Origin of the sequence: Burkholderia lata (assembly GCF_902499335.1) — a bacterium.
GTDB lineage: Bacteria > Pseudomonadota > Gammaproteobacteria > Burkholderiales > Burkholderiaceae > Burkholderia > Burkholderia lata_B.
Genome location: NZ_CABVQK010000018.1, coordinates 132,498 through 155,151, shown reverse-complemented (window position 1 = coordinate 155,151; position 22,654 = coordinate 132,498). Strand labels below are relative to the sequence as shown.

At 67.2% G+C, this 22,654-nt stretch carries 19 protein-coding genes; 9 read left to right on the top strand and 10 right to left on the bottom strand.

The genetic code is table 11. The features are described from left to right. Positions 1 to 34: 34 nt before the first annotated feature. Both BCO18175_RS34805 and BCO18175_RS34800 read right to left on the bottom strand, forming a co-directional pair. The gene (locus BCO18175_RS34805) at positions 35 to 640 is read right to left on the bottom strand and encodes a nitroreductase family protein (RefSeq protein ID WP_174917398.1); all 606 of its coding nucleotides are present in this window, start codon (positions 638 to 640) and stop codon (positions 35 to 37) included. 164 nt (positions 641 to 804) lie between these two features. Further along, positions 805 to 2,088: an MFS transporter gene (locus BCO18175_RS34800; protein ID WP_174917399.1), complete on the bottom strand. Its 1,284-nt coding sequence runs from the start codon at positions 2,086 to 2,088 to the stop codon at positions 805 to 807. Between the two features lie 219 nt (positions 2,089 to 2,307). Between BCO18175_RS34800 and BCO18175_RS34795 the strand changes: the two genes are divergently transcribed. Together BCO18175_RS34795 and BCO18175_RS34790 are read left to right on the top strand one after the other, a co-directional pair. Further along, positions 2,308 to 2,928: a TetR/AcrR family transcriptional regulator gene (locus BCO18175_RS34795; RefSeq protein WP_174969762.1), complete on the top strand. Its 621-nt coding sequence runs from the start codon at positions 2,308 to 2,310 to the stop codon at positions 2,926 to 2,928. Between the two features lie 55 nt (positions 2,929 to 2,983). Beyond that, on the top strand, positions 2,984 to 3,556 hold the full coding sequence (locus tag BCO18175_RS34790) for a DUF1415 domain-containing protein (RefSeq protein ID WP_174969706.1): 573 nt from the start codon (positions 2,984 to 2,986) through the stop codon (positions 3,554 to 3,556). A 51-nt stretch (positions 3,557 to 3,607) separates the two neighbouring features. Here BCO18175_RS34790 and BCO18175_RS34785 read toward each other — a convergent pair whose 3' ends face one another. From BCO18175_RS34785 to BCO18175_RS34770, 4 genes are all read right to left on the bottom strand, one after another. After that, a complete protein-coding gene (locus BCO18175_RS34785) occupies positions 3,608 to 4,498 on the bottom strand; it encodes a class I SAM-dependent methyltransferase (protein WP_174987563.1) in 891 nt (296 codons plus the stop codon). Between the two features lie 89 nt (positions 4,499 to 4,587). Further along, on the bottom strand, positions 4,588 to 5,721 hold the full coding sequence (locus BCO18175_RS34780; protein ID WP_174987560.1) for a methyltransferase: 1,134 nt from the start codon (positions 5,719 to 5,721) through the stop codon (positions 4,588 to 4,590). A 134-nt stretch (positions 5,722 to 5,855) separates the two neighbouring features. Then, positions 5,856 to 6,188 (bottom strand): YegP family protein, encoded by a 333-nt coding sequence (locus BCO18175_RS34775; RefSeq protein WP_174987557.1) that lies wholly within the window; start codon positions 6,186 to 6,188, stop codon positions 5,856 to 5,858. A 152-nt stretch (positions 6,189 to 6,340) separates the two neighbouring features. Beyond that, positions 6,341 to 6,835 carry an LEA type 2 family protein gene (locus tag BCO18175_RS34770; RefSeq protein ID WP_174987554.1) on the bottom strand — a complete coding sequence of 165 codons (495 nt, stop codon included), beginning with the start codon at positions 6,833 to 6,835 and terminating at the stop codon, positions 6,341 to 6,343. 643 nt (positions 6,836 to 7,478) lie between these two features. On the opposite strand from BCO18175_RS34770, the gene BCO18175_RS34765 reads away from it, so the two are divergent. Beyond that, positions 7,479 to 9,647 (top strand): M1 family metallopeptidase, encoded by a 2,169-nt coding sequence (locus tag BCO18175_RS34765; RefSeq protein WP_174987550.1) that lies wholly within the window; start codon positions 7,479 to 7,481, stop codon positions 9,645 to 9,647. 159 nt (positions 9,648 to 9,806) lie between these two features. Here the strand turns inward: BCO18175_RS34765 and BCO18175_RS34760 are convergent, their stop codons facing one another. After that, positions 9,807 to 10,727 carry a LysR family transcriptional regulator gene (locus BCO18175_RS34760; protein ID WP_089424369.1) on the bottom strand — a complete coding sequence of 307 codons (921 nt, stop codon included), beginning with the start codon at positions 10,725 to 10,727 and terminating at the stop codon, positions 9,807 to 9,809. A 161-nt stretch (positions 10,728 to 10,888) separates the two neighbouring features. Here BCO18175_RS34760 and BCO18175_RS34755 point away from each other — a divergent pair, with 161 nt between their 5' ends. Next, a complete protein-coding gene (locus BCO18175_RS34755) occupies positions 10,889 to 11,866 on the top strand; it encodes a quinone oxidoreductase family protein (RefSeq protein WP_174987548.1) in 978 nt (325 codons plus the stop codon). A 24-nt stretch (positions 11,867 to 11,890) separates the two neighbouring features. Further along, positions 11,891 to 12,043: a DUF1427 family protein gene (locus BCO18175_RS34750; protein WP_081051886.1), complete on the top strand. Its 153-nt coding sequence runs from the start codon at positions 11,891 to 11,893 to the stop codon at positions 12,041 to 12,043. Positions 12,044 to 12,067: 24 nt separating this feature from the next. Here the strand turns inward: BCO18175_RS34750 and BCO18175_RS34745 are convergent, their stop codons facing one another. Together BCO18175_RS34745 and BCO18175_RS34740 are read right to left on the bottom strand one after the other, a co-directional pair. Further along, positions 12,068 to 13,093, bottom strand: coding sequence for a transporter (locus tag BCO18175_RS34745; RefSeq protein ID WP_174987545.1), 1,026 nt, complete (start codon positions 13,091 to 13,093; stop codon positions 12,068 to 12,070). 206 nt (positions 13,094 to 13,299) lie between these two features. Next, on the bottom strand, positions 13,300 to 14,280 hold the full coding sequence (locus BCO18175_RS34740) for a phage tail protein (protein ID WP_174987542.1): 981 nt from the start codon (positions 14,278 to 14,280) through the stop codon (positions 13,300 to 13,302). A gap of 121 nt (positions 14,281 to 14,401) precedes the next feature. Between BCO18175_RS34740 and BCO18175_RS34735 the strand changes: the two genes are divergently transcribed. The 4 genes from BCO18175_RS34735 to BCO18175_RS34720 all read left to right on the top strand — a co-directional run bounded on the left by BCO18175_RS34735 (position 14,402) and on the right by BCO18175_RS34720 (position 21,449). Beyond that, entirely contained in the window at positions 14,402 to 15,247 is an 846-nt protein-coding gene (locus BCO18175_RS34735; protein WP_174987539.1) for a M15 family metallopeptidase, read from the top strand. Positions 15,248 to 15,548: 301 nt separating this feature from the next. Then, complete coding sequence (gene tssM / locus BCO18175_RS34730) at positions 15,549 to 19,496, top strand: type VI secretion system membrane subunit TssM (protein WP_174987536.1); 3,948 nt, start codon at positions 15,549 to 15,551, stop codon at positions 19,494 to 19,496. After that, positions 19,493 to 20,482, top strand: coding sequence for a type VI secretion system-associated protein TagF (gene tagF / locus BCO18175_RS34725; protein WP_174987533.1), 990 nt, complete (start codon positions 19,493 to 19,495; stop codon positions 20,480 to 20,482). Before tssM ends, tagF begins: the two co-directional genes overlap by 4 nt. Before the next feature lie 4 nt (positions 20,483 to 20,486). Next, positions 20,487 to 21,449, top strand: coding sequence for an OmpA family protein (locus tag BCO18175_RS34720; protein ID WP_174987530.1), 963 nt, complete (start codon positions 20,487 to 20,489; stop codon positions 21,447 to 21,449). 81 nt (positions 21,450 to 21,530) lie between these two features. Here the strand turns inward: BCO18175_RS34720 and tssA are convergent, their stop codons facing one another. After that, complete coding sequence (gene tssA / locus BCO18175_RS34715) at positions 21,531 to 22,652, bottom strand: type VI secretion system protein TssA (protein WP_174969716.1); 1,122 nt, start codon at positions 22,650 to 22,652, stop codon at positions 21,531 to 21,533. Positions 22,653 to 22,654 lie beyond the last annotated feature (2 nt).

Genomic DNA, 22,654 nt, shown 5'->3' with positions numbered 1-22,654 from the left:
CGGGAGCGCGGGTGCGGACCGTCCGCCAGGCAGGTCAGGCTGCCGCGTCGAAGCCCTTCTTCCATGCGCCCGCATAGACGACCTCGCCGATCGCATGGCGCGTGCGCGGCGCCTTCTCGCGATCGCGCAGCACGGGATCGAGCTTGTCGACGTTGCCGTAATGACCGAGCGAGATGATCGCCGGAATCGCGACGTCGGCCGGGATCGCGAACGCGTCGCGGAATGCCTTCGCGTCGAAGCCGCTCATCTGGTGGGCGGCCAGGCCCAGCGCGTGCGCCTGAAGTACCAGCGACATCGCGGCCGCGCCCGCGTCGTACAGCGCGGTCGGCGCCGGTTCGCCCTTCGACGTGAGCGTATGCGCGGTGACTGCAATCAGCACCGGCGCCGGCGCATTCCAGCCCTGGTTGAACGGCACCAACGTCGCGAACGCGCGCTTGAATGCGTCTTCGTCCTGCGTGCGATCGAATACGATGAAGCGCCACGGCTGCGCGTTGTAGGCGGACGGCGCCCAGCGGGCGGCTTCGAGCACCGCGTGCAGATCGCCGGCGCTGACGGGTTCATCCGAATACGCGCGGGGGCTCCAGCGGCCCGCGATCAGATCGTGAATCGAAACGGTGGTGGGAGCAGGTTTGACGGACATGCGGATCCTCGCTGACATCGAAGAAGGGGCGCGAACGCCTGGCGAACCGCAAGCATACCCGCTTGAGCCGATGCGCGCCCGATCCTCCCGCGCTATGCAAATCGCCGTGCATGCATTGGCCGGCCGCCCGCCGCGCGGCCGGCGGGGCTGCCGGATTGCCGCGGTCAGGCCGCCTGCGCGGCTGCGCGCGACGGGCCGCGGTTGATCCGCAGCACGATCAGCGCACCGATGATGCACAGCCCGCCCGAGATCATCGACGCGATCGTGTACGTGCCGAGGCTCGCGCGCAGCAGCCCCGCGCCGAGCGCCGCGAACGCCGCGCCGAGCTGGTGGCCGGCGACGATCCAGCCGAACACGACCGGCGCCGCGGCCTTGCCGAACACGTCGGTCGCGAGCCGCACGGTAGGCGGCACGGTTGCGATCCAGTCGAGCCCGTAGAACATCGCGAACAGCGGCAGCCCGAAGAAATCGATCCCGAACGCGTGCGGCAGGTAGATCAGCGACAGCCCGCGCAGCCCGTAGTACCAGAACAGCAACACGCGATTGTCGTAGCGATCGGACAGCCAGCCCGACAACGTCGTGCCGAACAGGTCGAACACGCCCATCGCCGCGAGCAGCGACGCGCCCTGCACTTCCGTCATCCCGTAGTCGCTGCACATCGCGATCAGGTGCGTGCCGACATAACCGTTGGTGCTTGCGCCGCAGATGAAGAAGCTGAAGAACAGCAGCCAGAAATCGCGCGAACGGCTCGCCATCAGCAGCGTACGGAACGCGACCGCGAGCGGGTTCTCCTTCGCCGCCTCGGGCGCGGGCGGCGTATCGGCCGGCTCGCCGTACGGGCGCAGTTGCACGTCGGCCGGCCGTTCGGGCAACAGGAACGCCACGAGCGGAATCACGATCGCAGCCGCGACTGCGACGACAAGGACGACCGGCCGCCAGCCATGGTGTTGCGCGATCGCTGCGAGCATCGGCAGGAACACGAGCTGGCCGGTGGCCGTGCTCGCGGTCAGGACCCCCATCACGAGGCCGCGCCGCGCATGGAACCAGCGCGTAACGAAGGTCGCGGACAACGTCAGTGCGACCACGCCCGTCGAGCAGCCGACCATCAGGCCCCAGATCACTACCATCTGCCAGCTCTGCGTCATCATCGACGACAGCGCGACGCCCGCGCTCATCGTCACGAGCGCGGTGAGAATGGTCGGGCGCAGCCCGAAGCGCTGCATCGCCGCGGCCGCGAACGGGCCCGTCAGTCCGTACAGCGCAATATTCACCGAAATCGCCAGCGAAATTGCCGCGCGACTCCAGCCGAGCTCGCGTTCGAGCGGCACCATCAGCACACTCGGCGTCGCGCGCGTGCCGGCCGCCGCCAGCAGGATCAGGAATACCACCGCCGCCGCGAGCCATCCGTAGTGGAAACGCCCGCCAATTCGTGTCACCGCCCAGTTCATCTTTGCGTTCTCCAGTTGGCGGCTCGCGCGCCTGCGCACCCGCTCCGCCCCACCCAGCCAGGCCACCTCCGCCGCACGCTGCATCGGCTGACCCGGGCCGACGCTTGGCATTTGTCTGTTGATCCAGCCGCTTTGTTACCGACCGGTCACAAGTGTGTTGCGATCGTAGTGACCAATCGGTAACATGTCAAGCAATTCAATATGCAGACGAGGGTCATCATGTCGGGCATCGAGATCGCCAAACCGGCGGCGCGCCGCACGCGCCGGCCGATCGACGGCGCCACCGCGCAGGAACACCTGCTGCGCGCCGCCGAGGAGCTGTTTTACAAGGAAGGCGTTCGTACGGTGGGCGTCGAGGCGGTCGTGGAACGCGCGGGCGTCAACAAAATGAGCCTGTATCGCCAGTTCTCGTCGAAAGACGAGCTGATCCTCGCGTATCTGGAGCGGATGGATGCGTGTTTCTTCGACCGCTTCAATACGAGCGTCGCGAAGCACCCGGGCCAGCCGAAAGCGCAGCTGATCCAGTATTTCGTCGATCTCGCCGAGCGCGCGACGCAGAAGGATTACCGCGGCTGCCCGTTCGTCAACGTCGCGGCCGAATTCCCGGATGCGTCGCACCCGGCGCGCGAGCGCGTCGCGCAGAACAAGGAACAGCTGATGAAGCGGCTCGTCGCACTGTGCAAAGACGCCGGCGTGCGGCAGCCGCAGGCGCTCGCCGACTCGCTCGCGCTGGTGATCGAAGGCATCTACGCGGCAAGCCAGACCTATCGGCACGGCGAAACGCCGATCGGCGTCGCTCCCGCGCTCGTCACGCAGTTGATCGAGGCCGCATGCGCGTGACGGCACGCCCGCTACAATGCGGCCCTCACCGCCCTTCCGCCCGACTGGCTTCACGATGACCGACACCCGCCCCGAATCGCACGACGACATCCTCGCCGCCACGCGGCACTGGCTCGCGCGCGCGGTGATCGGGCTCAATCTGTGCCCGTTCGCGAAAAGCGTCTATGTGAAGGATCAGGTGCGCTACGCGATCAGCGAAGCGACGACGCTGGAAGACGCGCTCGCCGAACTCGAAACGGAGCTGCGCGCGCTCGACGCCGCGGATCCGCAGCAGGTCGACACGACACTCGTGATCTTTCCGCATGCGTTCGCCGATTTCATCGACTACAACGATGCGCTGTTCTTTGCCGACCGGCTGGTGCGGCAACTGCGGCTCGACGGCGTGCTGCAGATCGCGAGCTTCCATCCGGACTACCGGTTCGAGGGCAGCGAGCCCGACGACATCGAGAACTACACGAACCGCGCGCCGTATCCGATCCTGCACCTGCTGCGCGAGGACAGCATCGCGCGCGCGGTCGACGCGTTCCCGGACGCGTCCGCGATCTACGAAAAGAATCAGGAAACGCTGCGCCGCCTCGGCCACGACGGCTGGCGCGAATGGATGCGCAGGCCGGGCGACGACGTCTGACGCGGCGTGCAACGTGCGCCACGCGGCGCGGCCGACACCCGCCCGCGTCAGTCAGCTAGCGGCCGGTTCGACGGCCTCACCGCCCGCCGCCGCGGCTTCCGGCACGAAGAAACGTGCGTTCAGCTCGGCAAGCCCGAACATCCCGAGGATCTCGTTCAACCGCTCGCCGGGCCGCCGGCGCGGCAGGTTCTTGTACTGCGCGATGATCAGCTCGTTCTTCATCGAATGCTCCCAGCCGACCAGCTCGGTCACGCTGACCTGGTAGCCATGCGCTTCGAGCTGCAGGCAGCGCAGCACGTTGGTGATCTGGCTGCCGAATTCGCGCGTATGCAGCGGATGTCGCCACACTTCCGTCAGCGCGCTCGCGAGCGACTTGCCCTTGTTCTTGCGCAGCACGCCCGCGACTTCCGCCTGGCAGCACGGCACGAGCACGATGTGCTGCGCGCGCTTCGCGAGCGCGAAGCGGATCGCGTCGTCGGTCGCCGTGTCGCACGCGTGCAGCGCGGTAACGACATCGACCGTTTCAGGCAGTTTCGGCGACGTGATCGAATCGGCGACCGACAGGTTCAGGAACGACATGCCGCCGAACCCGAGCCGCGCGGCGAGTTCGGCCGAACGCGTGACGAGCTCCTCGCGGGTCTCGATCCCGTACACGTGCGACGCGAACGCCGGCGTGCCGTGCCCCGCCTGCTGCTTGAAGAACAGGTCGTACAGGATGAAGCCGAGATACGACTTGCCGGCGCCGTGGTCGACGAGCGTCACGCTGCCACGGTCGGCCTGCACGCCGGCGAGCAGCGGCTCGATGAACTGGAACAGGTGATAGACCTGCTTCAGCTTGCGGCGGCTGTCCTGGTTCAGCTTCCCGTCGCGGGTGAGGATGTGCAGTTCCTTCAGGAGCTCGACGGACTGCTCCGGGCGGATTTCGTGGGTCTTGTTCGACATCGTGAAGCGGCGCCGGACCACGGTCGGTCGACCACGGCCCGGCGGCGGGAATTCGTGAGGAATGGCGGTAGTTTACCGAAAATGCGCGGTCAGGCTCGCGCGCCGAGCCGCCAGAGCGACGTGACCTCGGCCTGGCGTGCCGCGTACAGCGGATCGTCGGCATCCATCGACTTCGGGTGCGCGGGGCGGATGTCGTCGCGGCCGAGCACGACGAGGCCCGCTTCGTCGATCCATTGCAGCAGCGTGTCCCGCGGCCGCAGGCCGAGATGCTCGGCGAAATCGGACAGGATCAGCCAGCCCTCGCCACCCGGCTCGAGGTGCTCGGCGAGCCCCGCGAGGAAACCACGCAGCATGCGGCTGTCCGGATCGTAGACCGCGTATTCGATCGGCGCGCTCGGCCGGGCCGGCACCCACGGCGGGTTGCAGACCACGAGCGGCGCACGGCCGGCCGGGAACAGATCGGCCTCGACGATCTCGACGCGACTCGCGTGGCCAAGCCGTTCGACGTTCTCGCGCGCACAGGCGAGCGCCCGTGCGTCCTGGTCGGTCGCAACGACACGCTCGACGCCGCGCGACGCAAGCACGGCCGCCAGCACGCCGGTGCCCGTGCCGATATCGAACGCGAGCGACGTCGCCGGCAGCGGCGCGCGTGCGACGAGTTCGACGTATTCGCCGCGCACCGGCGAGAACACGCCGTAGTGCGGATGGATCGGCGCGCCGCCGAGTGCCGGGATCGGCACGCCCTTCTTGCGCCATTCGTGCGCGCCGACGAGACCGAGCAGTTCGCGCAACGACACGACCGACGGTGCGCCGCCGGGCCCGTACGCCTCTTCGCATGCGGCACGCACGTCAGGCGCACGGCGCAGCGGGATCGTGTAGTCGGCATCGAGCGGGATCAGCAGCATCCCGAGCGTGCGGGCGCGCTGCGACTGCGCGAGACGATGCAGGTTGAATGCGTCGACGCCGGCCGCGGCTTTCGCCTTCTTCGGCTTGCGCTCGACACGGCGCGCCATCGCCTGCACGAGCTGACGCGCATTCTGGAAATCACCCTGCCAGACGAGCGCGGTGCCCTCGCATGCAAGGCGGTAGGCCGCGTCGGCAGTGAGGCGGTCGTCGGCGGGCACCGCGCGCTTCGGCGGTTGCACACCGGCTTCGGAGCGCCAGCGCACGGCATGATCGGCGCCGTCGGCGTCGGTCCAGTGGAAAACAGGGAAATCGGTCACGCGTACTCGGTTACGGTTGGCTTCAACGGGCGGCGTCGCGCCGCGCGGATCACACCATACCGCGCTTTGCGCCGCGCGGCAAAACACGCGCCGCGACGTCCGTCCGAAAACGTCGGTCGCGGCGCTATCGTCACTCAAGCCAGATCGACGACCGGCGCGCCGGGCGCGTCGCGCTTGACCGCCGCGATGCCGTTCTCGCGCCCTTGCTCGGTCTTGTAGGTTTCGCTTGTGCCAATGATTTCGTGATTCGCGGCCTTCAGGTTGAACATGTGCTCGCCGTTGCGCGCGATCTTGCGCTCATAACGCACGTCCAGCGGCGCATTCTGCTGCACCGACGCAATGCCGGTTTTCGCGCCGTCCTTCGTCACGTACCGCTCGCTGGCCAGGACGATTTCGCCATTCGCAGACTTCAGGTGGAAGAAATACTGGCCGTTCGTGGCCTTCGCGATTTCGAATTTTGCCGACATGTTTTCTCCTATAAGAAACGTCCGACCCTCGGACGGGGTCAGTGTAGGCATAACGTCAGAAAAATCGACAGATCGCAGAAGTAAACGTCAATAAGCGTTAAAAGGTGAAAATTAGTGAAATTTTCCCTGCACTTCCATGGGAATCGCCCCGCTCAACCGCCCCACGCCGGCATCGCGGGCAGGCGCAGCGTGCCCGCGTCGTTGAAGTGCACGGTACCGATCACGCCGCCCGCGAGCCGGCCGCGCAGCGCATACGGCAGCTCGCCGTTCGCGGCCGCGCCGGGCAGGTTCCACGCCTGCCGCGCGGCGGCGAAGGCCGATACCGAAACGGGCACATCGAGCACGGCCTCGCCGAAACGCGGCACAGTGCCCGAGCGATCGCTGACGCCGCTCGCGAACGGCGTGCCGTTCAGGTCGAGCGAGACCGAGATGCCGTCGTAGTCGATCGGCGCATCGTTCGGGTTCTGCACACGCAGCTTCAGGCTGAAACGCATCTCGAGGCCCTGCCCGACGAGCGGATCGAGCCCGACGACCGACACGCGCACGGGATCGCGAGTCAGCCCCGCGCAACCGCCGAGCAGGAACACGGCGGCGAACATCAGCAGCACGGCGCGCAGCGGCGCGAGATACAACAGGGTTCGTGGCATGGGAAGGCCTCCTCGCGGCAATCGGTGAGCGGATCGTCGCTGCATTGTACCGAGCGCGCTTCCGTACGCCGGGATTCGTAGTTTTCGCGGTCGCGCGAGATCGTTAATAGATTAAAACTACGAAAATAGCAGTTAAACAGAATGCGCATTAATGCTTTCCAGCATTCAATGAAGCGCGACGAATTCAATAGATGCAATTTCTAAATTTTTCGTTTCCTTTACCTAAAACCATCAAGTATATTTACGCATCCTTCGAGCAAGCCGACAAACCTTGAAGCCGCATGACGGTGATTTTACGGAACGGCGACACGCCTTCCTGCCATCCTGCGACCAGGCCCGGCCAGCCCCGTAGGTCGTCTGTTCAAAGGGGAAAGCGCGCCCGCTCAGGGCGTGCCGCTCCGTGTCGTGCGCGCGAAATCAATTCAGTACAACACGCGCCTGGCCATTTTGAACCGGCAAGTTAACCGACATCCGGAAATCCATAGGGGGCAGTAAACCATGATTACCTTCACGTAGTCGGCCACCGTCTTTTCGAATAATCCGTCATTGTCATTTTCATCGCTGTTGATTAACGGCGAGGGGATTGTCTTTGCCGGCGTTTTCGCAGCACTGAACGATTCTTTCAACAATCGAGGTTTCAGTCATGTCGATCAACATTCGCAAGATGCGTTATCTGCCGATCGTCGCCGCACTCGCGCTAGCCGGGTGCGGCGGCGACGACGGCGGCGTGGGCTCGGCTTCCGCGCTCAGCTCCGCCGGCGCGCCGCACTCGGGCTCGTCGCCCACCGTCACCGCGCCGCCAAGCGCATCCAACGTCGACAAGAGCGTATCGCCTGTCGAGCTGCCGGACACCGTGGTACCGGTGAACTACCGGCTGTGGTTCCGCCCGAACGACGCGCTGAACGCGTTCGACGGCCGCGCCGACGTCGAGATCAAGGTGCTGAAGCCGGTCAACAACATCGTGATCGCCGGCCACCGGATCAAGTTCACGAACGGCCGCATCACGCTGCAGCCGGGCAACATCCAGCTGATCGCGACGCCGCAGGACAAGGGCGACTTCTACCAGCTGCGCCCCGTGAGCGGCACGATCTCGCCGGGCAACTATTCGCTGCACATGGAATGGTCGGGCATCATCAACTTCAAGTCGTATGACGATCCGGTCAACCACACCGGCGGCAGTTGCGGCGACGATCCGTATCCGGGCTGCTCGGCCGCGGAAGGCGTCTTCCGCGTTGACCTGAAGGGCACCGACGGCAAGACGAGCGGCGCGATCCTCACGCAAGGCGAAACCAACCTGTCGCGCCAATGGTTCCCCGGCTGGGACGAACCGGCATTCCGCCCGACCTATGAAGTGACGGCCGAAGTGCCGCAGAGCTGGCGTGTCGTGTCGAACGCGGCCGAGAAGCCGTCGACCAACGTCGGCGGCGGCTACAAGCTCGTGCAGTTCGAGAAGACCCCGCCGATGCCGTCGTACCTGCTGTTCTTCGGCGGCGGCCTGTTCGACACCTACGAGGACGACTTCACGAGCCCGCTGCCGGGCGGCAAGGGCGGCCTGCACCTGCGCGTGTTCACGCCGCCGGGCATGAGCGACTGGGCGAAGCCGGCGATGGACCGCACCAAGCAGGCGCTCGACTTCTACTACCGCTACACGGGCATTGCCCTGCCGCTCACTAAGTTCGACACGGTGGCCGCAAACGACGCGTTCAAGGAGCAGAAGGACCTGAACTTCGGCGGGATGGAGAACTGGGGGTCGATCCTCGAGTTCGCCGACGACATCCTGCCGCAGCCGGGCCAGCCGATGTCGCACTACGGCAACGAAGTGCTGACGCACGAAGTCGCGCACCAGTGGTTCGGCGATCTCGTCACGACCGACTGGTGGGACAACGTGTGGCTCAACGAGTCGTTCGCGACGTTCTTCGAGACGAAGACGACGATCCAGTTCTTCCCCAACGAGTTCAGCTGGCTCGACCAGGTGAAGAACAAGTACCGCGTGATCAATCGTGACATCGGCCCGAACGCGTTCCCGGTCGCGCCGAACTTCAACGGCTGGGCGTCGAACGACTTCGTGCTGAGCGCCAGCGCGTTCACGTACGACAAGGGCGGCCACGTGCTGAAGACGCTCGAAAACTATCTCGGCGAACAGACGCTCCGCAAGGGTCTGCAGCAGTACCTGGTCGACTACTCGTTCGGCAACGGCACGCCGAAGCGCCTGTGGGATGCGTTGTCTAAGGAAAGCGGCCAGGCGATCGGCGCGATCGGCGACAGCTACGTACGCCAGACCGGCGTGCCGCTGATCTCGCTCGACACGCAGTGCGACCTGACGAAGAACCAGACCGTCATCACGCTGAAACAGCAGCCGTTCCCGAACAAGAACGCGTATCCGGGCCTGCAGTGGACGGTGCCGATCACGCTCGCGTATGGCCAGGGTCTCGCGAAACGCACGACGCTCGCGCTGAAGGATACGCAGACGCAAACGCGGATCGACGGCTGCACGGGCGTGGTCGCCGACCCGAGCGGGCTCGACTACTACGTCGTGAACTACAGCGACGCGGCCTGGAGCGGGTTGCTCACGCAGGTCAACGGCTCCACCGATCCGGTGCTGCTCGCGAACCTGAAGAGCGAAGCCGCCCTGCTCGTCGCGAACAACCTCGCGCCGGCGTCGCGCTCGACGTCGATCGGCTCGGTCGCTTCGCCGGCTGCAATGAAGCTGCGCCAGACGCCGACCTTCGGCGGCATCGAGCCGGTGACGAAGGAACGCCCGGCACGGCAATACCAGGGCATCTTCAAGCCGCGCAAGGTAGTGACGCAGTAACGGTGCGCATCCGGCCGGTGCCGCGCAGCCTGCGGCTGCCGGCCGGCGTACCGGCTTCTCCGACCTTTGACGGGCCTCGCATGCGAGGCCCTTTTTTATGCGCGGCGCCTTCATGTCCGGCGTTCGGCCGGCCGCGCGGCGCGCCGCCCGCCGCCGCCGTCACGCCCACGCGGCATCCCACGCCGGCTGCGCGAACCAGGTCGCGAGGAACGCGACGAGCCGCGACGCGCGTGCGGTGCCGCGCGCCTGCTGGCGCAATACGTGGATCGTCGCCGGCTCGGGCGCCGCCGCGAACTGCGGCAGCACTGCGCGCAAGCGTCCGTCGCGCAGCGCGTCGCCCGCGAGCCAGGTCGGCAGGTGCGCGAGACCGAGCCCGTCGATCGCGGCTTCGAGCAACGCTTCCGAATGATTGCTGCGAAACCGCGGTTGCGCCGGCACGTGGCGGCGCTCGCCGAAGCGCCACGCGCCCGGCGGCGGCGCACCGTGCCACGCGAGACAGTCGTGTCCGGCGAGCGCGTCGGGCGACTCGGGCTCACCCCGCCGCGCGAGATACGCGGCGCTCGCGCACAGCACGCGCCGCTGCGGCGCCAGCACGGTCGCGACGAAGCGCGTGTCCTCGAGCGGGCCGATGCGCACCGCGAGATCGACGTCGGAGCCAAGCCGCGCGCCCTGCAGGTCGACCATGCTGTCGGTCAGCACCAGGTCGACCTGCAGCGCCGGATGACGCTGCATGAACGCGGCCAGCGCGGCCATCAGGTGCCGCCGGCCGAACGGCGCCGGACAGTCGACGCGCAGCAGCCCGCTCGGCTCGTCGTGCTGACTGTGCAGGTCTTCCTGCAGGCCGCGCAGCTCGGCCAGCATCCGCGTCGCGCGCCCGTACAGCAACTGCCCGGCCTCGGTCGGCCGCAGCGCATGCGTGGTGCGATGCAGGAGACGGATGCCGAGCTGCGTCTCGAGCCGGTCGATGCGCCGCGTGACCGACGACGCGGCAACACCCAGCCGGCGCGCGGCTGCGGAGAAGCTCTGCTGGTCGACCACGTCGACGAACAGCGCCAGATGCGGGGAAAGGAAGTCGTCCATTCAGGGCCTTCGGATTGGGCTATGCGTCTATCGCAAAACAATCATCCGCCTTTGCACGTTTCCGCGTCAAACCGGGCCGACTAGACTGCATTCATCCTTTTCACCCGCTGCACGCACCGCCCCGCCGGGCCGCGCGGCAGCCATCCGCCACGGAGATCATCATGCGCAGCATCCGCTTCGACGCCCCCGCCGCCGACATCGAGTCGCTCGACGCGCGCGTCAGGGAAATCGACACGCCCGTCCCGGCCGACGGCCAGATGCTGATCGAGGTGCGCGCGGCCGGCGTGAACCCGAGCGACGTGAAGGCCGCACTCGGCCGCATGCCGCACGCGGTATGGCCGCGCACGCCCGGGCGCGACTGGGCCGGCATCGTGCGCAGCGGCCCGGACGGCTGGATCGGCGCGCCGGTGTGGGGCTCGGGCGGCGATCTCGGCGTGCATCGGGACGGCTCGCATGCGGAGTGGCTCGTGCTCGACGCGGCCCTGGTGCGCCGCAAGCCCGCGGTGCTGACGCTCGACGAAGCGGCCGGCGTCGGCGTGCCGTTCGTCACCGCTTACGAAGGCTTGCGCCGCGCCGGCATGCCGACGGCCGGCGATGTCGTGCTCGTGTTCGGCGCGAACGGCAAGGTCGGCCAGGCCGCGATCCAGCTCGCGACCGCGCACGGCGCGACCGTGATCGGCGTCGAGCGCAGTGCCGGCGGCTATCGCGGCCACGCATCGGGCGACGTGCACATGATCGATGCGTCGAAAGAACCGGTGGCCGACACGGTGCGCGCGGTGACCGGCGGCCATGGTGCGGACATCGTCTACAACACGGTCGGCAGCCCGTACTTCGAAGCGGCGAATGCGTCGATGGCGATCGGGGCGCGGCAGATCTTCATCTCGACGATCGACCGCAGCGTGCCGTTCGACATCTTCGCGTTCTATCGCGGCCAGCACACGTTCGTGGGCATCGATTCGCTGCAGCTCGGCGGCGCCGCGGTCGCGCAGATCCTCGACACGCTCGCGCCCGGCTTCGGCAACGGCACGCTGCGCCCATTCCCGATCGGTGACGACTACGTGTACCCGCTCGAGCGCGCGCATGACGCGTATCGCGCGGTGCTGGCCGGTGCGCGCGAGCGCGTCATCCTCAAGCCCTGACGCCGGACCACACGGGAGACCGCCATGATGGATTATGTGACTTCGCTCGCGGTGGGCCTCGGCGTCGGCGTGCTGTACGCGCTGCTGCACGTGCGCTCGCCGGCCCCGCCGCTCGTCGCGCTCGTGGGCCTGCTCGGGATGGTGATCGGCGAACGCGCGATCGCGCTGCTACGCTGACGCGGCGATACGGCGCCGGTGGCGCTAGCGGTCGTCGCGCCGGCGGAATGCCCACCACGCGGCGAGCCCCGTGAAGCCCGCGACGAGCAGCACCATCAGCCAGAAGCCGTGCTTGTTCTCCGAGAACGGCACGCCGCCGACGTTCATCCCGAAGAAGCCGGCGACGATGTTGATCGGCAGCGCGATCACGGTCACGAGCGTCAGCGTGAACAGCGTCCGGTTGTTCTGCTCGTCGAGACGCGAACCGATCTCTTCCTGCAACAGCTTGATCCGCTCGTTGAGCCCCGCCAGATCCGCGAGCACCAGCGAGAACTCTTCGGTCGATTCGCGCAGCTCCTGCACGTCTTCCACGTGCAGCCACGCGGGCGGCTTCGCGAGCAGCCGGAAGATCGACCCGGGCTCGGGCGCAAGCATGCGCTGCAGGCGCGTCAGCGTACGGCGCATCGCACCGAGCTCGATGCGGCTCGACGTGAGCCGCTGCGACAGGAAGCGATCCTCGATGCGGTCGACGTCGACGCTCGTGCGCCGCATGATCTGGATCAGCAGGTCGGCCTGGTCGCGCAGCAGGTGCACGAGCAGTTCCGCGGGCGACCTGAACTGCTCGCCGTCGCGCACGCACGCGCGCAGCGTGTCGACCGAGCGCAGCGGCTTGAGCCGCGCGGTGACCATGATGCGCCGCTCGACGTGGGCGAACAGCGTCGCGATCTCCGAAGGCGTCAGTTCAAGGTTGAACATCACGTCGTTGACGATCGCGCGCAATGCGCCGTCTTCCTGCTCGATGCGCGTCGAGCGCGATCCTTCGTGAAGGAATTCGAAGAAGCTGTCGGGCAGTCCGAGATGCGTGCGCATCCAGCGCTCGCTCGCGCCGTGCGCGAGATTGAAGTGCAGCCAGACGAAATCGCCCGACGCGGCATCGTGCTCGCGGCACGTGCGCAGCCATGCGGCGGCCGCGTCCGCATCGAGCGTCGCGCCGGATCCGCCCGGAACGAAGCGGAATCCGCACACCATGCCGGACGTATCGGCGCCGTAAGTCTGTACGATCAGGTCCATCGTGTCGAAGGTCGTGCGGCGCGCGGCGCACCGCGCATAGCGGGTCGCGAGCCCGCGCCGGAAAGGGAAAGGAGACGTATGCCCGACGGGCGTGACGCGCCGGTGACAGCGTCACGCCGCATCATACCGTCCGGATTCCCTGCCCCCAAAGCAACGCGCCGCCCAACGGGCGGCGCAGGTGCGGCGGGCGGCATGCGCAAGACGCGTTACTGCCGCGTCTCCGACTGTGCGGCGCTCGGGCACGCGGGATCCTTGCCCCAGTGGCCTTCGCAGACGCGCCAGCGGCACAGTTGATCCTCGAAGAAGCCGCGCTCCGAACACTCCTTCACGCGCGACGCCAGCGAGCCGGTCGTCGCGGCCGTCTTGGTCGGCACGGCCTGCGCCTTCTGCGCGGCGAGTTTCTTGTCGGCCGGCTTCGTGCGCGCGACCAGCGCGGCGAGCAGATCCGCATCCGGATCGTCCTTCCCGGCAGCCTTCGCGGTACGGGCCGGCGTCGCGTCACGATGCTGCTTCTTCGCCTGCGCGAGCTCGGCCTGCTGTTCCTTGCGATGCTTGCGGGCCTCGGCCTTCGCATCTGCCTTCGTGTCGGCCTTCGCATCGGCCTTGCCGTGCGCCGCAACCTTCGCGCCCTTCGCGGCGTCGGCCTTCGCGGACTTGGTCGTCGCAGCAGCGGCGGCGGCCGCCGCACCGGCCGTGGCCGCGCCCGATGCGTCGTCGGCGCCACTGGCGAGCGCGCGCGACAGGCGGCTGTTGTCCGCGGCGGACGCGGACGATGCGGATGCAACGGTTCGGGAAGCCGTGTCGTCGTTGACGATCGTGGCCGGTTGCACGGCGGAAGCGGCGGACGCGGCATTCTGCGCGACCTGCACGGCGGCATCGCTGGCCACTGCGGCCTTCGCCGGTGCGGCGGCTGCAGGCGCGGCCTCGGCCGTGACGGCGACGGCGGGGACCTGCTCGCCCGAATGCTGCACGCGCCACGCGCCCCAGCCACCGACGGCAACCACCAGGGCCACGACGGCGGCGATCGGCGCCTTCAGCGAACGGCGCGGCGGTTCGGCCGGCGGCGTGACACGTCCTTCCAGATTCGCGAGAATGCGCGACTGCTGAGCTCCTCCGTCGCCTGCCGGTTTAGTATCGGACAGCAGGCTGGGCGGAGTTTTCGAATTTGAATTTTCCGGCGCACTCATTCAGCGTCTCATTGAATCCTGGTTTAATTCACCGCGATAATATAGCCCGGCCTCTCGAAGCAGCCTGATTCTAAGAGCAAGCATTGCAAAACACAATCAATTCCAATTTCCGGGGATTTCGTTGATTGCCGTCGCACTCATCGCCTATTTCGCCCTTGCCGTAGCCGTTGCGGCACTGTTGCTTTTACCGGGTATCCGCGCGACCGTTTTCGAATCCGTCGCCCAGTTTCACGGCCGTCTAACGCGCCGCGCGAACGATCGCGCCGCGCGTACGCGAAGTCAGATTGTTAAATCGGCAAGCGTTACGCGCGGCGCTTTAAACGATGTGCAAAATTTACTGGTTCGCCGGCGCTTGATGATTATGGTATCGGCAGGTATTCTTGCGACGCCGCCATTGGTCGCCATTGCGTTACGCGGCCGGCAATTGTTCCAGTACGACGACACGGCGCGCGTGCCCGACGAGAAGATCGCCGCGCTGCTGCAGGGCGAACAACTCGTGCCGCCCCCGCCGCTGCCGCCGGAAGTCTTCGCCACCAAGGAAGTCGAACAGGTACGTCCGGCGCTGAAGGATGCGAGCCGCGACTGGAACCTGCTGGACCCGGATTTCCGTACGCGTTTGCTGCTGGTCTACAAGATCATGCACGAACAATATGGTTATGAAATGGCGTTGCTGGAAGGTTATCGGAGCCCGGAACGGCAGAACCGGCTGGCGCAGATGGGCAGCAACGTGACCAACGCGGCAGCCTTCCAGAGTTATCACCAATTCGGGCTGGCGGCCGATAACGCATTCCTGCGCGACGGCAAGCTGGTCATTTCCGAGAAAGATCCGTGGGCGATGCGCGGCTACCAGTTGTATGGCCAGGTCGCCGAACAGGTTGGCCTGACCTGGGGGGGCCGCTGGAAAATGATGGATCTCGGGCACGTGGAATACCATAAACCCGGTTTTAAACTGGGACGCGGCAGCTAGCCAGGGCTGCCGGACAGGAAATAATGAGGGCGGCATGGGGCTTTTTAATATCCCGGAAGGAAACGATATGGGCGGCGCAAAAAATCATGCATTCCGGTGCGCGATTTTTTCCGGCCGCCGCTTCCGTTTTAAATCTCACAGCGTCCTTTCGTTAATGCGCGCGCCCTCTCCGATGCCGCGGGCGCATTGATGCCGGCTCCCTTCATCCCGTTTGACAGCATGGCGACACATCGCGGCGCCACCCTTGCCGCTCGGCGCGCCTGCGTCGCCTCACCGAATCGCACCGGAACCTGAACGTCCTATGCAACGCATCCTCAACGTGCTGACTCATCCGCGTACGCTCTCGATCGTCGGGATCGTCGCGCTAGCGGCCATTCTCTTCATCGTCGCCGACATGCTGCAGCTGCCGCTCCTGTGGGCGGCGATCGCATTCGCGGCGATCCTCGCGCTGTGGCTCGTCGTCGCGCTGTGGCGCCGCTGGCGCGTGAAGCGCGCAAACCAGCAGCTCGGCCAGATACTGGAAGAGCAGGCGGAAACCGGCAAGATCGCCGCGCCCGCCGCCGCCGCGCTCGCTCCCGACGCGAAGACGGCCGACCTCGACGTGCTGCGCACGCGCCTGTCGGACGCGGTGAAGACGATCAAGACGTCGAAGATCGGCCAGGTGTCGGGCGGCTCCGCGCTGTACGAACTGCCGTGGTACATCGTGATCGGCAACCCGGCCGCGGGCAAGAGCAGCGCCGTGCTCAATTCCGGCCTGCAGTTCCCGTTCGCGGACAAGAACAGCGCCGTGATCCACGGCATCGGCGGCACGCGTAACTGCGACTGGTTCTTCACGACCGAGGGGATCCTGCTCGACACGGCCGGCCGCTATTCGGTGCATGAAGAAGACCGCAGCGAATGGCTCGGCTTCCTCGGCCTGCTCAAGCGCTATCGCCCGAAAGCGCCGATCAACGGCATCATCGTCACCGCGAGCATCGCCGAACTCACCGGCAACCGCCCCGAATTCGCGATCAACCTCGCGAAAAACCTCCGCCAGCGCGTTCAGGAGCTGACGGAGAAGCTCGAAGTGTTCGCGCCGGTCTACGTGATGTTCACGAAGGCCGACCTGATCACCGGCTTCACCGAATTCTTCAGCAGCAGCGACAAGCACGAGTACGACCGCGTGTGGGGCGCCACCCTGCCCTACGAGCCCGACGACAAGCGCGACGTCGTCGCGCAGTTCGACACGCACTTCGAGGAACTCTACGAAGGGCTGAAGGAAATCAGCGTCGCACAATTGTCACTGTCGCGCGGCAACCAGCTGTCGCCGGGCCAGTTGAGCTTCCCGCTCGAATTCTCGACGATCAAGCCGTCGCTGCGTGCGTTCCTCGCGACGCTGTTCGAGAACAACCCGTTCCAGTACAAACCGATCTTCCGCGGCTTCTACTTCACCAGCGCGCTGCAGGAAGGCGAAACCAACAGCGCGGCCGCGCAGCGCATCGCGCACCGCTTCGGCCTCGACGGCGCCGCGCTGCCGAAGCCGCACAGTGCATTCTCGAAGAACGGCTTCTTCCTGCGCGACCTGTTCTCGAAGGTGATCTTCGCGGACCGCCAGACGGTGCGCCAGTTCGCGAGCCCGACCAAGACGCGGCTGCGCTACGCGACCTTCTTCGGCTTCGTCGCGGCGCTCGCGCTCGCGCTCGGTGGCTGGACCTGGTCGACGATCGGCAACCAGCAGCTCGTCTCGAACGTGCAGGCCGACCTCGACAACGTCACGCGCCTGCAGCAGGGCCGCAACGACCTGCAGTCGCGCCTGCAGGCGATGGACATCCTCGAGGACCGGATCGAGCAGCTCGAGCAGTTCCGCCGCGACAAGCCGCTGTCGGTGTCGCTCGGCCTGTACCAGGGCGACCGTCTCGAGCAGCACCTGCTGACCGAGTACTACAACGGCGTGCGCCAGATCCTGCTGGCCCCCGTGTCGCAGAACCTCGCGTCGTTCATGAAGGACGTGAACGCGCACCCCGAACAGCTCGTGCCGATGACGCGCCCGCCCGAATCGGGCGCCGTGCAGGGTGGCGCGATGCCGGTCTCGACGAACGCGGCCGGCGCCGTGCCGCAGGCCGGTGCCGCTCTGGCCGCGTCCGGCACCGCGCCGGCCGCCGCACCGCAGCAGCCGGCCGCACCGCAGGGCGGCCTCTACAGCGACGCGTCGCCGACCAACGTGCAGGACGCGTACAACGCGCTCAAGACGTACCTGATGCTGTCAGACAAGCGCCACGTCGAGCAGGCGCACCTGACCGATCAGCTCGCCCGCTTCTGGCGCGGCTGGCTCGAGACGAATCGCGGCAACATGCCGCGCGACGAGATGATCAAGAGCGCGGAGCGCATGATCTCGTTCTACCTGTCGCGCGTGAATGACAACGACTGGCCGATGATCGACGCGAACCTCGCGCTGGTCGACCAGACCCGCGAGAACCTGCGCCACGTCGTGCGCGGGATGCCGGCCCGCCAGCGCGTGTACGAGGAAATCAAGGCACGCGCATCGACCCGCTTTGCGCCGATGACCATCGCGCGCATCGTCGGCGACGGCAACCAGGGGCTCGTGGCAGGCAGCTATGCGATTCCGGGCACGTTCACGCGCGAAGCGTGGTTCGACTACGTGCAGCCGGCGATCCGCGACGCGGCGACCAAGGAACTGCAGGCGAAGGACTGGGTGCTGAACACGTCGACGCAGGACGACCTGACGCTCGAGGGCAGCCCCGAGCAGATCCAGAAGACGCTCGTCGGCATGTACAAGACCGAGTACGCGCAGCACTGGCAGAAGTTCATGCAGGGCATCGCGGTGCAGGGCTTCAGCAGCTTCGGCCAGGCCGTCGACGGGATGAACCGCCTCGGCGACCCGCAGGATTCGCCGATCCGCAAGATCCTCGAGACCGCGTACGACCAGACGTCGTGGGACAACCCGTCGCTTGCGAACGTGACGATCAAGAAGGCGCAGACGGGCGTCGTGAACTGGGTCAAGCAACTGTTCTCGCGCTCGCCGGCCGGCCAGGTGGCGGCCGCCAACATCGACATCAACGGCAATCCGGCCGAGGTGCCGATGGGTCCGATCGGCCAGGAGTTCATCGGGCTCGCGCGGATCGTCGCGGTGCATGACGGCACGTCGATGCTCAAGGGCTACATGGATTCGCTGTCGAAGGTCCGCACGCGCTTCAACGTGATCAAGAACCAGGGCGACCCGGGGCCGGGCGCGCGCCAGCTGATGCAGCAGACGCTCGACGGCAACGGTTCGGAGCTTGCCGATTCGCTGAAGCTCGTCGACGAGCAGATGCTGACGGGCCTCACGGATTCGCAACGCAAGTCGCTGCGTCCGCTGCTCGTGCGGCCGCTGATGCAGGCGTTCGCGGTCGTGATCCAGCCGGCCAGCGCCGAAGTCAACAAGGTGTGGAACGCGCAGGTCTATCAGCCGTTCCAGAACTCGCTCGCGACGAAGTACCCGTTCGCGGCGAGTGCGAAGGTCGAGGCCGGCGCCGGTGAAATCGCGCAGGTGTTCGGTCCGGACGGCTCGATCGCGAAGTTCGTCGGCACGACGCTCGGGCCGCTCGCAGTGCGCCGCGGCGACACCCTCGCCGCCCGCACGTGGGGCGACATGGGCATCGGCCTCACGCCGGACTTCACGAGCGGCTTCGCACGCTGGGTCGCGCCGCTCGCCGGCGGTGCGGCAGGCAGCGCCGCCGCGTCGTCCGAGCCGCAGACCGTGTTCCAGATCCTGCCGCAGCCGAGCACGGGCACGACGGAATACACGATCGCGATCGACGGCCAGCAACTGCGCTACCGCAACACGCCGCCGCAGTGGACCAACTTCGTGTGGCCGAACCCGCAGGGCTCGCCGGGCGCGACGCTGTCCGCGACGACCTTCGACGGCCGCACGGTGCAGCTCGTCAACGAGCCGGGCCGCTACGGTCTCGAGAAGCTGATCAACTCGGCGCAACGCAAGCGCCGTCCGGACGGCACCTTCGACCTGACGTGGGTACAGGGCAGCGTGAACGTGTCGGTGACGATGCGCATCATCAGCACGTCGCAGCCGTCCGGCGGTGGCGGTGACCAGCCGCAGCAGCAGAGCCTGCGCGGCCTGCGGCTGCCGTCGTCGGTCGCCGACGCGAGCGCGGGCGCCGCGCAGAACGCGACCCAGTCCGCCGGCACGGGCACGCCGGCGGCAGCGCCGGCCGTCGCGGCCGCCAACGCAACGAATGCCCAGGGGGCGCAATGACGCAAACCGTACAGGCGCAAATCGCCTACTTCGGCAAGATTCCGTCGCGCGGCGACTTCGTGAAGAGCCCGCACAACCCGCAGTTGCTGCAGACGCTCGACCGCTGGATCGCGCAGGCGCTCGAACTGCTCGCGGAAGATCCGCGCTGGAAACTCGTCTACGAGGATGCGAAGCCGATGCATTTCGCGTTCCTCGGCTCGCGCAGCAAGCTCGCGATCGCGGGCCACATGGTCGCGAGCCACGACGTGTCGATGCGCCGCTTCCCGTTCCTCGGCGCCACCGCGCTCGAGGTCGACCGGCCGCTCGCGTTCCTCGCGCGCAGCCCGCTCGCGTTCGCGCGGCTGTGGTCGCGCGTCGCCGCGCAGATCCCGCCGCTGCTCGGCAAGGACGAGCCGCCCGGCGCGCTGCAGGCGCTCGGCGACACGCAGGTGCCGATCGACGTCGGCGGCCCCGGCACGTCGCATGACGGCACCTTCAACGATTTCGTCGAACACCAGTCGCTGTACGGCCTCCAGGAGATGCTGCTCGAAAGCGGTCATCCCGTGCGGCTGCGCGGCGCGATGCTCGCGCTCGGCTCGCTGCTGCGGCCGGTGATGCAGAGCGGCACGTCGCACATCGAGCGCGGCCTCACGCTGCCGCTGCCGGTCGATCCGTTCTACCGCAGCCTCGTCGCCGCGTTCTGGCTCGAACTGATCGCACCGTTCGTCGCGCAGGCCGACTTCGAGCTCGCGATCTTCATCGGCACGATCGCCGAGCGCGAACGGCTCATCATCGGCTTCAACGGCGCGTCGGCCAAGACGCTGCTGAGCGTCGTCGACCCGCAGACCTACGCCGCCCACAACATCGACATCGACGATCCCGAGTGGATCGACGCCCATGCGCAAAACGATCACCAGATCAGCAAGCTCGTCAGCTACCTCGACCAACCGCAACTCTCGCTGCGCGTCGCCATCGACGCGTTCCGCGAAGCGTTCATCGGAGGCTGACGGGATGCATCGCACGATTCACGTCCGGCGCGCGCGCCTTTCGTTCGCGCTCTCGCCCGCCGTCGCCGCCCTCCTCGCTGCCGGGCTCTTCGCCAGTGGCGCGGCCTTCGCGCAGAACACCGGCGCGACCGTCACGCCGGTCGGCAACGGGACGGTCACGACGACCGCGCTGTCCGCGAACACCGGTGCCGCACCGGGGACGGCCTCCGGCGCCGTCGTGCACGGCACGGCCGGCACCGCGAGCACCGTCACGCCGCCGCCCGCGACCGCGACGCCCGGCCAGGTGGTCGTCGGCGGCAAGGTGCCCGACGAGGCGACCAAGGCCGCCGTGCTGCAGAAACTGCGCGATACCTACGGCGCGACGAACGTCGTCGACCAGATCGAGGTCGGTGACGTCGCCACGCCGCCGAACTGGAGCGCGAACGTGCAGAAACTGCTCGGCACGCAGCTCAAGCAGATCAGCAAGGGGCAGTTGAAGATCGACGGCACGCAGATCGAGATGAAGGGCGAGGTGCACAACGAAGCGCAGCGCCAGCAGCTCGCGAGTGACATGGCGAATACGCTGAACCCGACGTATACGATCAAGAACGGGCTGCGAGTGTCGGCGTCCGAACAGGGCGTGCTCGACCAGACGCTCGCGAACCGGACGATCGAGTTCGAGACCGGCAGTGCGACGCTCACACCGCAGGGCAAGCTGATCCTCGACCAGATGGCGGCCGCACTCTCGAAGATGCAGAACCGCACGGTCGACATCATCGGCCACACCGACAACTCGGGGAACCGCACGTCGAACATCGCGCTGAGCCAGGCGCGCGCGGACTCGGTGAAGGGCTACCTGATCACGAAGAGCATTCCGCCGCAGCAGATGACGACGACGGGCGTCGGGCCGGATCAGCCGATCGCGCCGAACGATACGGCGGACGGACGCGCACGGAACCGGCGGATCGAGTTCCGGGTGGGGCAGTAACGGACGAAACGGGGTGCGCCGCGCGGCGCACCCCGGCACCGGGCAACGGGCGGCTGCAGCGATGCGCCGCCCGTTTTGCGTTTACGACTGCTCGTCGGGCCGCACGCCCAGCAGCTCGCGAATATGCGACAGCGAGCCGTCGTCCTTCACGACGCTCTCGAGCCACTTGTGCAGCGGCATGTCGGCCCATTCGGCGGCCTTGTCGGCGAGATACGCGACCGGGCTATGCGGCTCGGTCTGACGGAAATAGCGGGCGACCGCGCGCAACTGGTCGACGGCCTGCGCACGGTTCTGGATGCCGGCGATCATCTGCGTCACCGGGGCGCGCGGAACGGACTGCGGCTGCACATGAGTCTCCTCGGTCTGGATCGGATTGCCGAACACCGGCTCGATGCGCTCGGGCTGCGCCTGCGGTGCCGACTGCGTGTGCGGTGCGTTGCCCGTATAGCCCTGCTCGCGCGCAAAGCGCTCGGCGAGCCGGTACACGGTCTCGAATGCGTCGCGCGCCTGCCGGAAGCTCGGCGCCGAATCGCCCGCGCGCTCGACGAGCCTTTCCTCGAACGCATCGAGCGCGAATTCGAACGCCTTCAGGTTCGCGAGCAACGCCGTGTAGAACGCGATCGACGTCACGCGCCGCGACGAATCGATCTGCTCGATCGACGGCTTGCCGCGTGCGATGTCGTCCGCGTGTTCGGGGTCGCGCTTGATGGCCTGCGCGACGTGCTGCGCCACTTCCCAGTCGAGCGTGCTGAACGCGTTCGACGCGCCGTCCGTCATCGGCACCGCGCGCAGCAGCTCGGCCGTGCGGCCGGACAGCCACGCGACGTTGCCGAGCCGGTGCTCGGTGTCGTCGTCCTCGGGCAGCGGGTGCACGGTGTCCCAGAAGTCGCGGCACAGGCCCTCGAGCAGCGCATAGCCTTCGGTGAGGCCGGTGATGCCGTCCTCGAGCGCGAGCGCCTCGGTCAGCCACACGGCGAGCCGCAGGTCCTTCGTCCGCGTGCGCAGCAGCTCGCCCGCATGGTCGACCACGAAGCCCCAGTCGGCCTCCTTGATCTCGGTCACCCATTCGCCCTGGTCGAGCGTCGGATCGTCATAGCGCCGCGCGTCCTGGATCGCGTCGAATTCGTTCGAAAACAGCAGGTCGTCGCCGCTGGGCGACGCATCGCTGATCGGCGTCAGCAGCTCGGGGAGATTGATCGGCATGA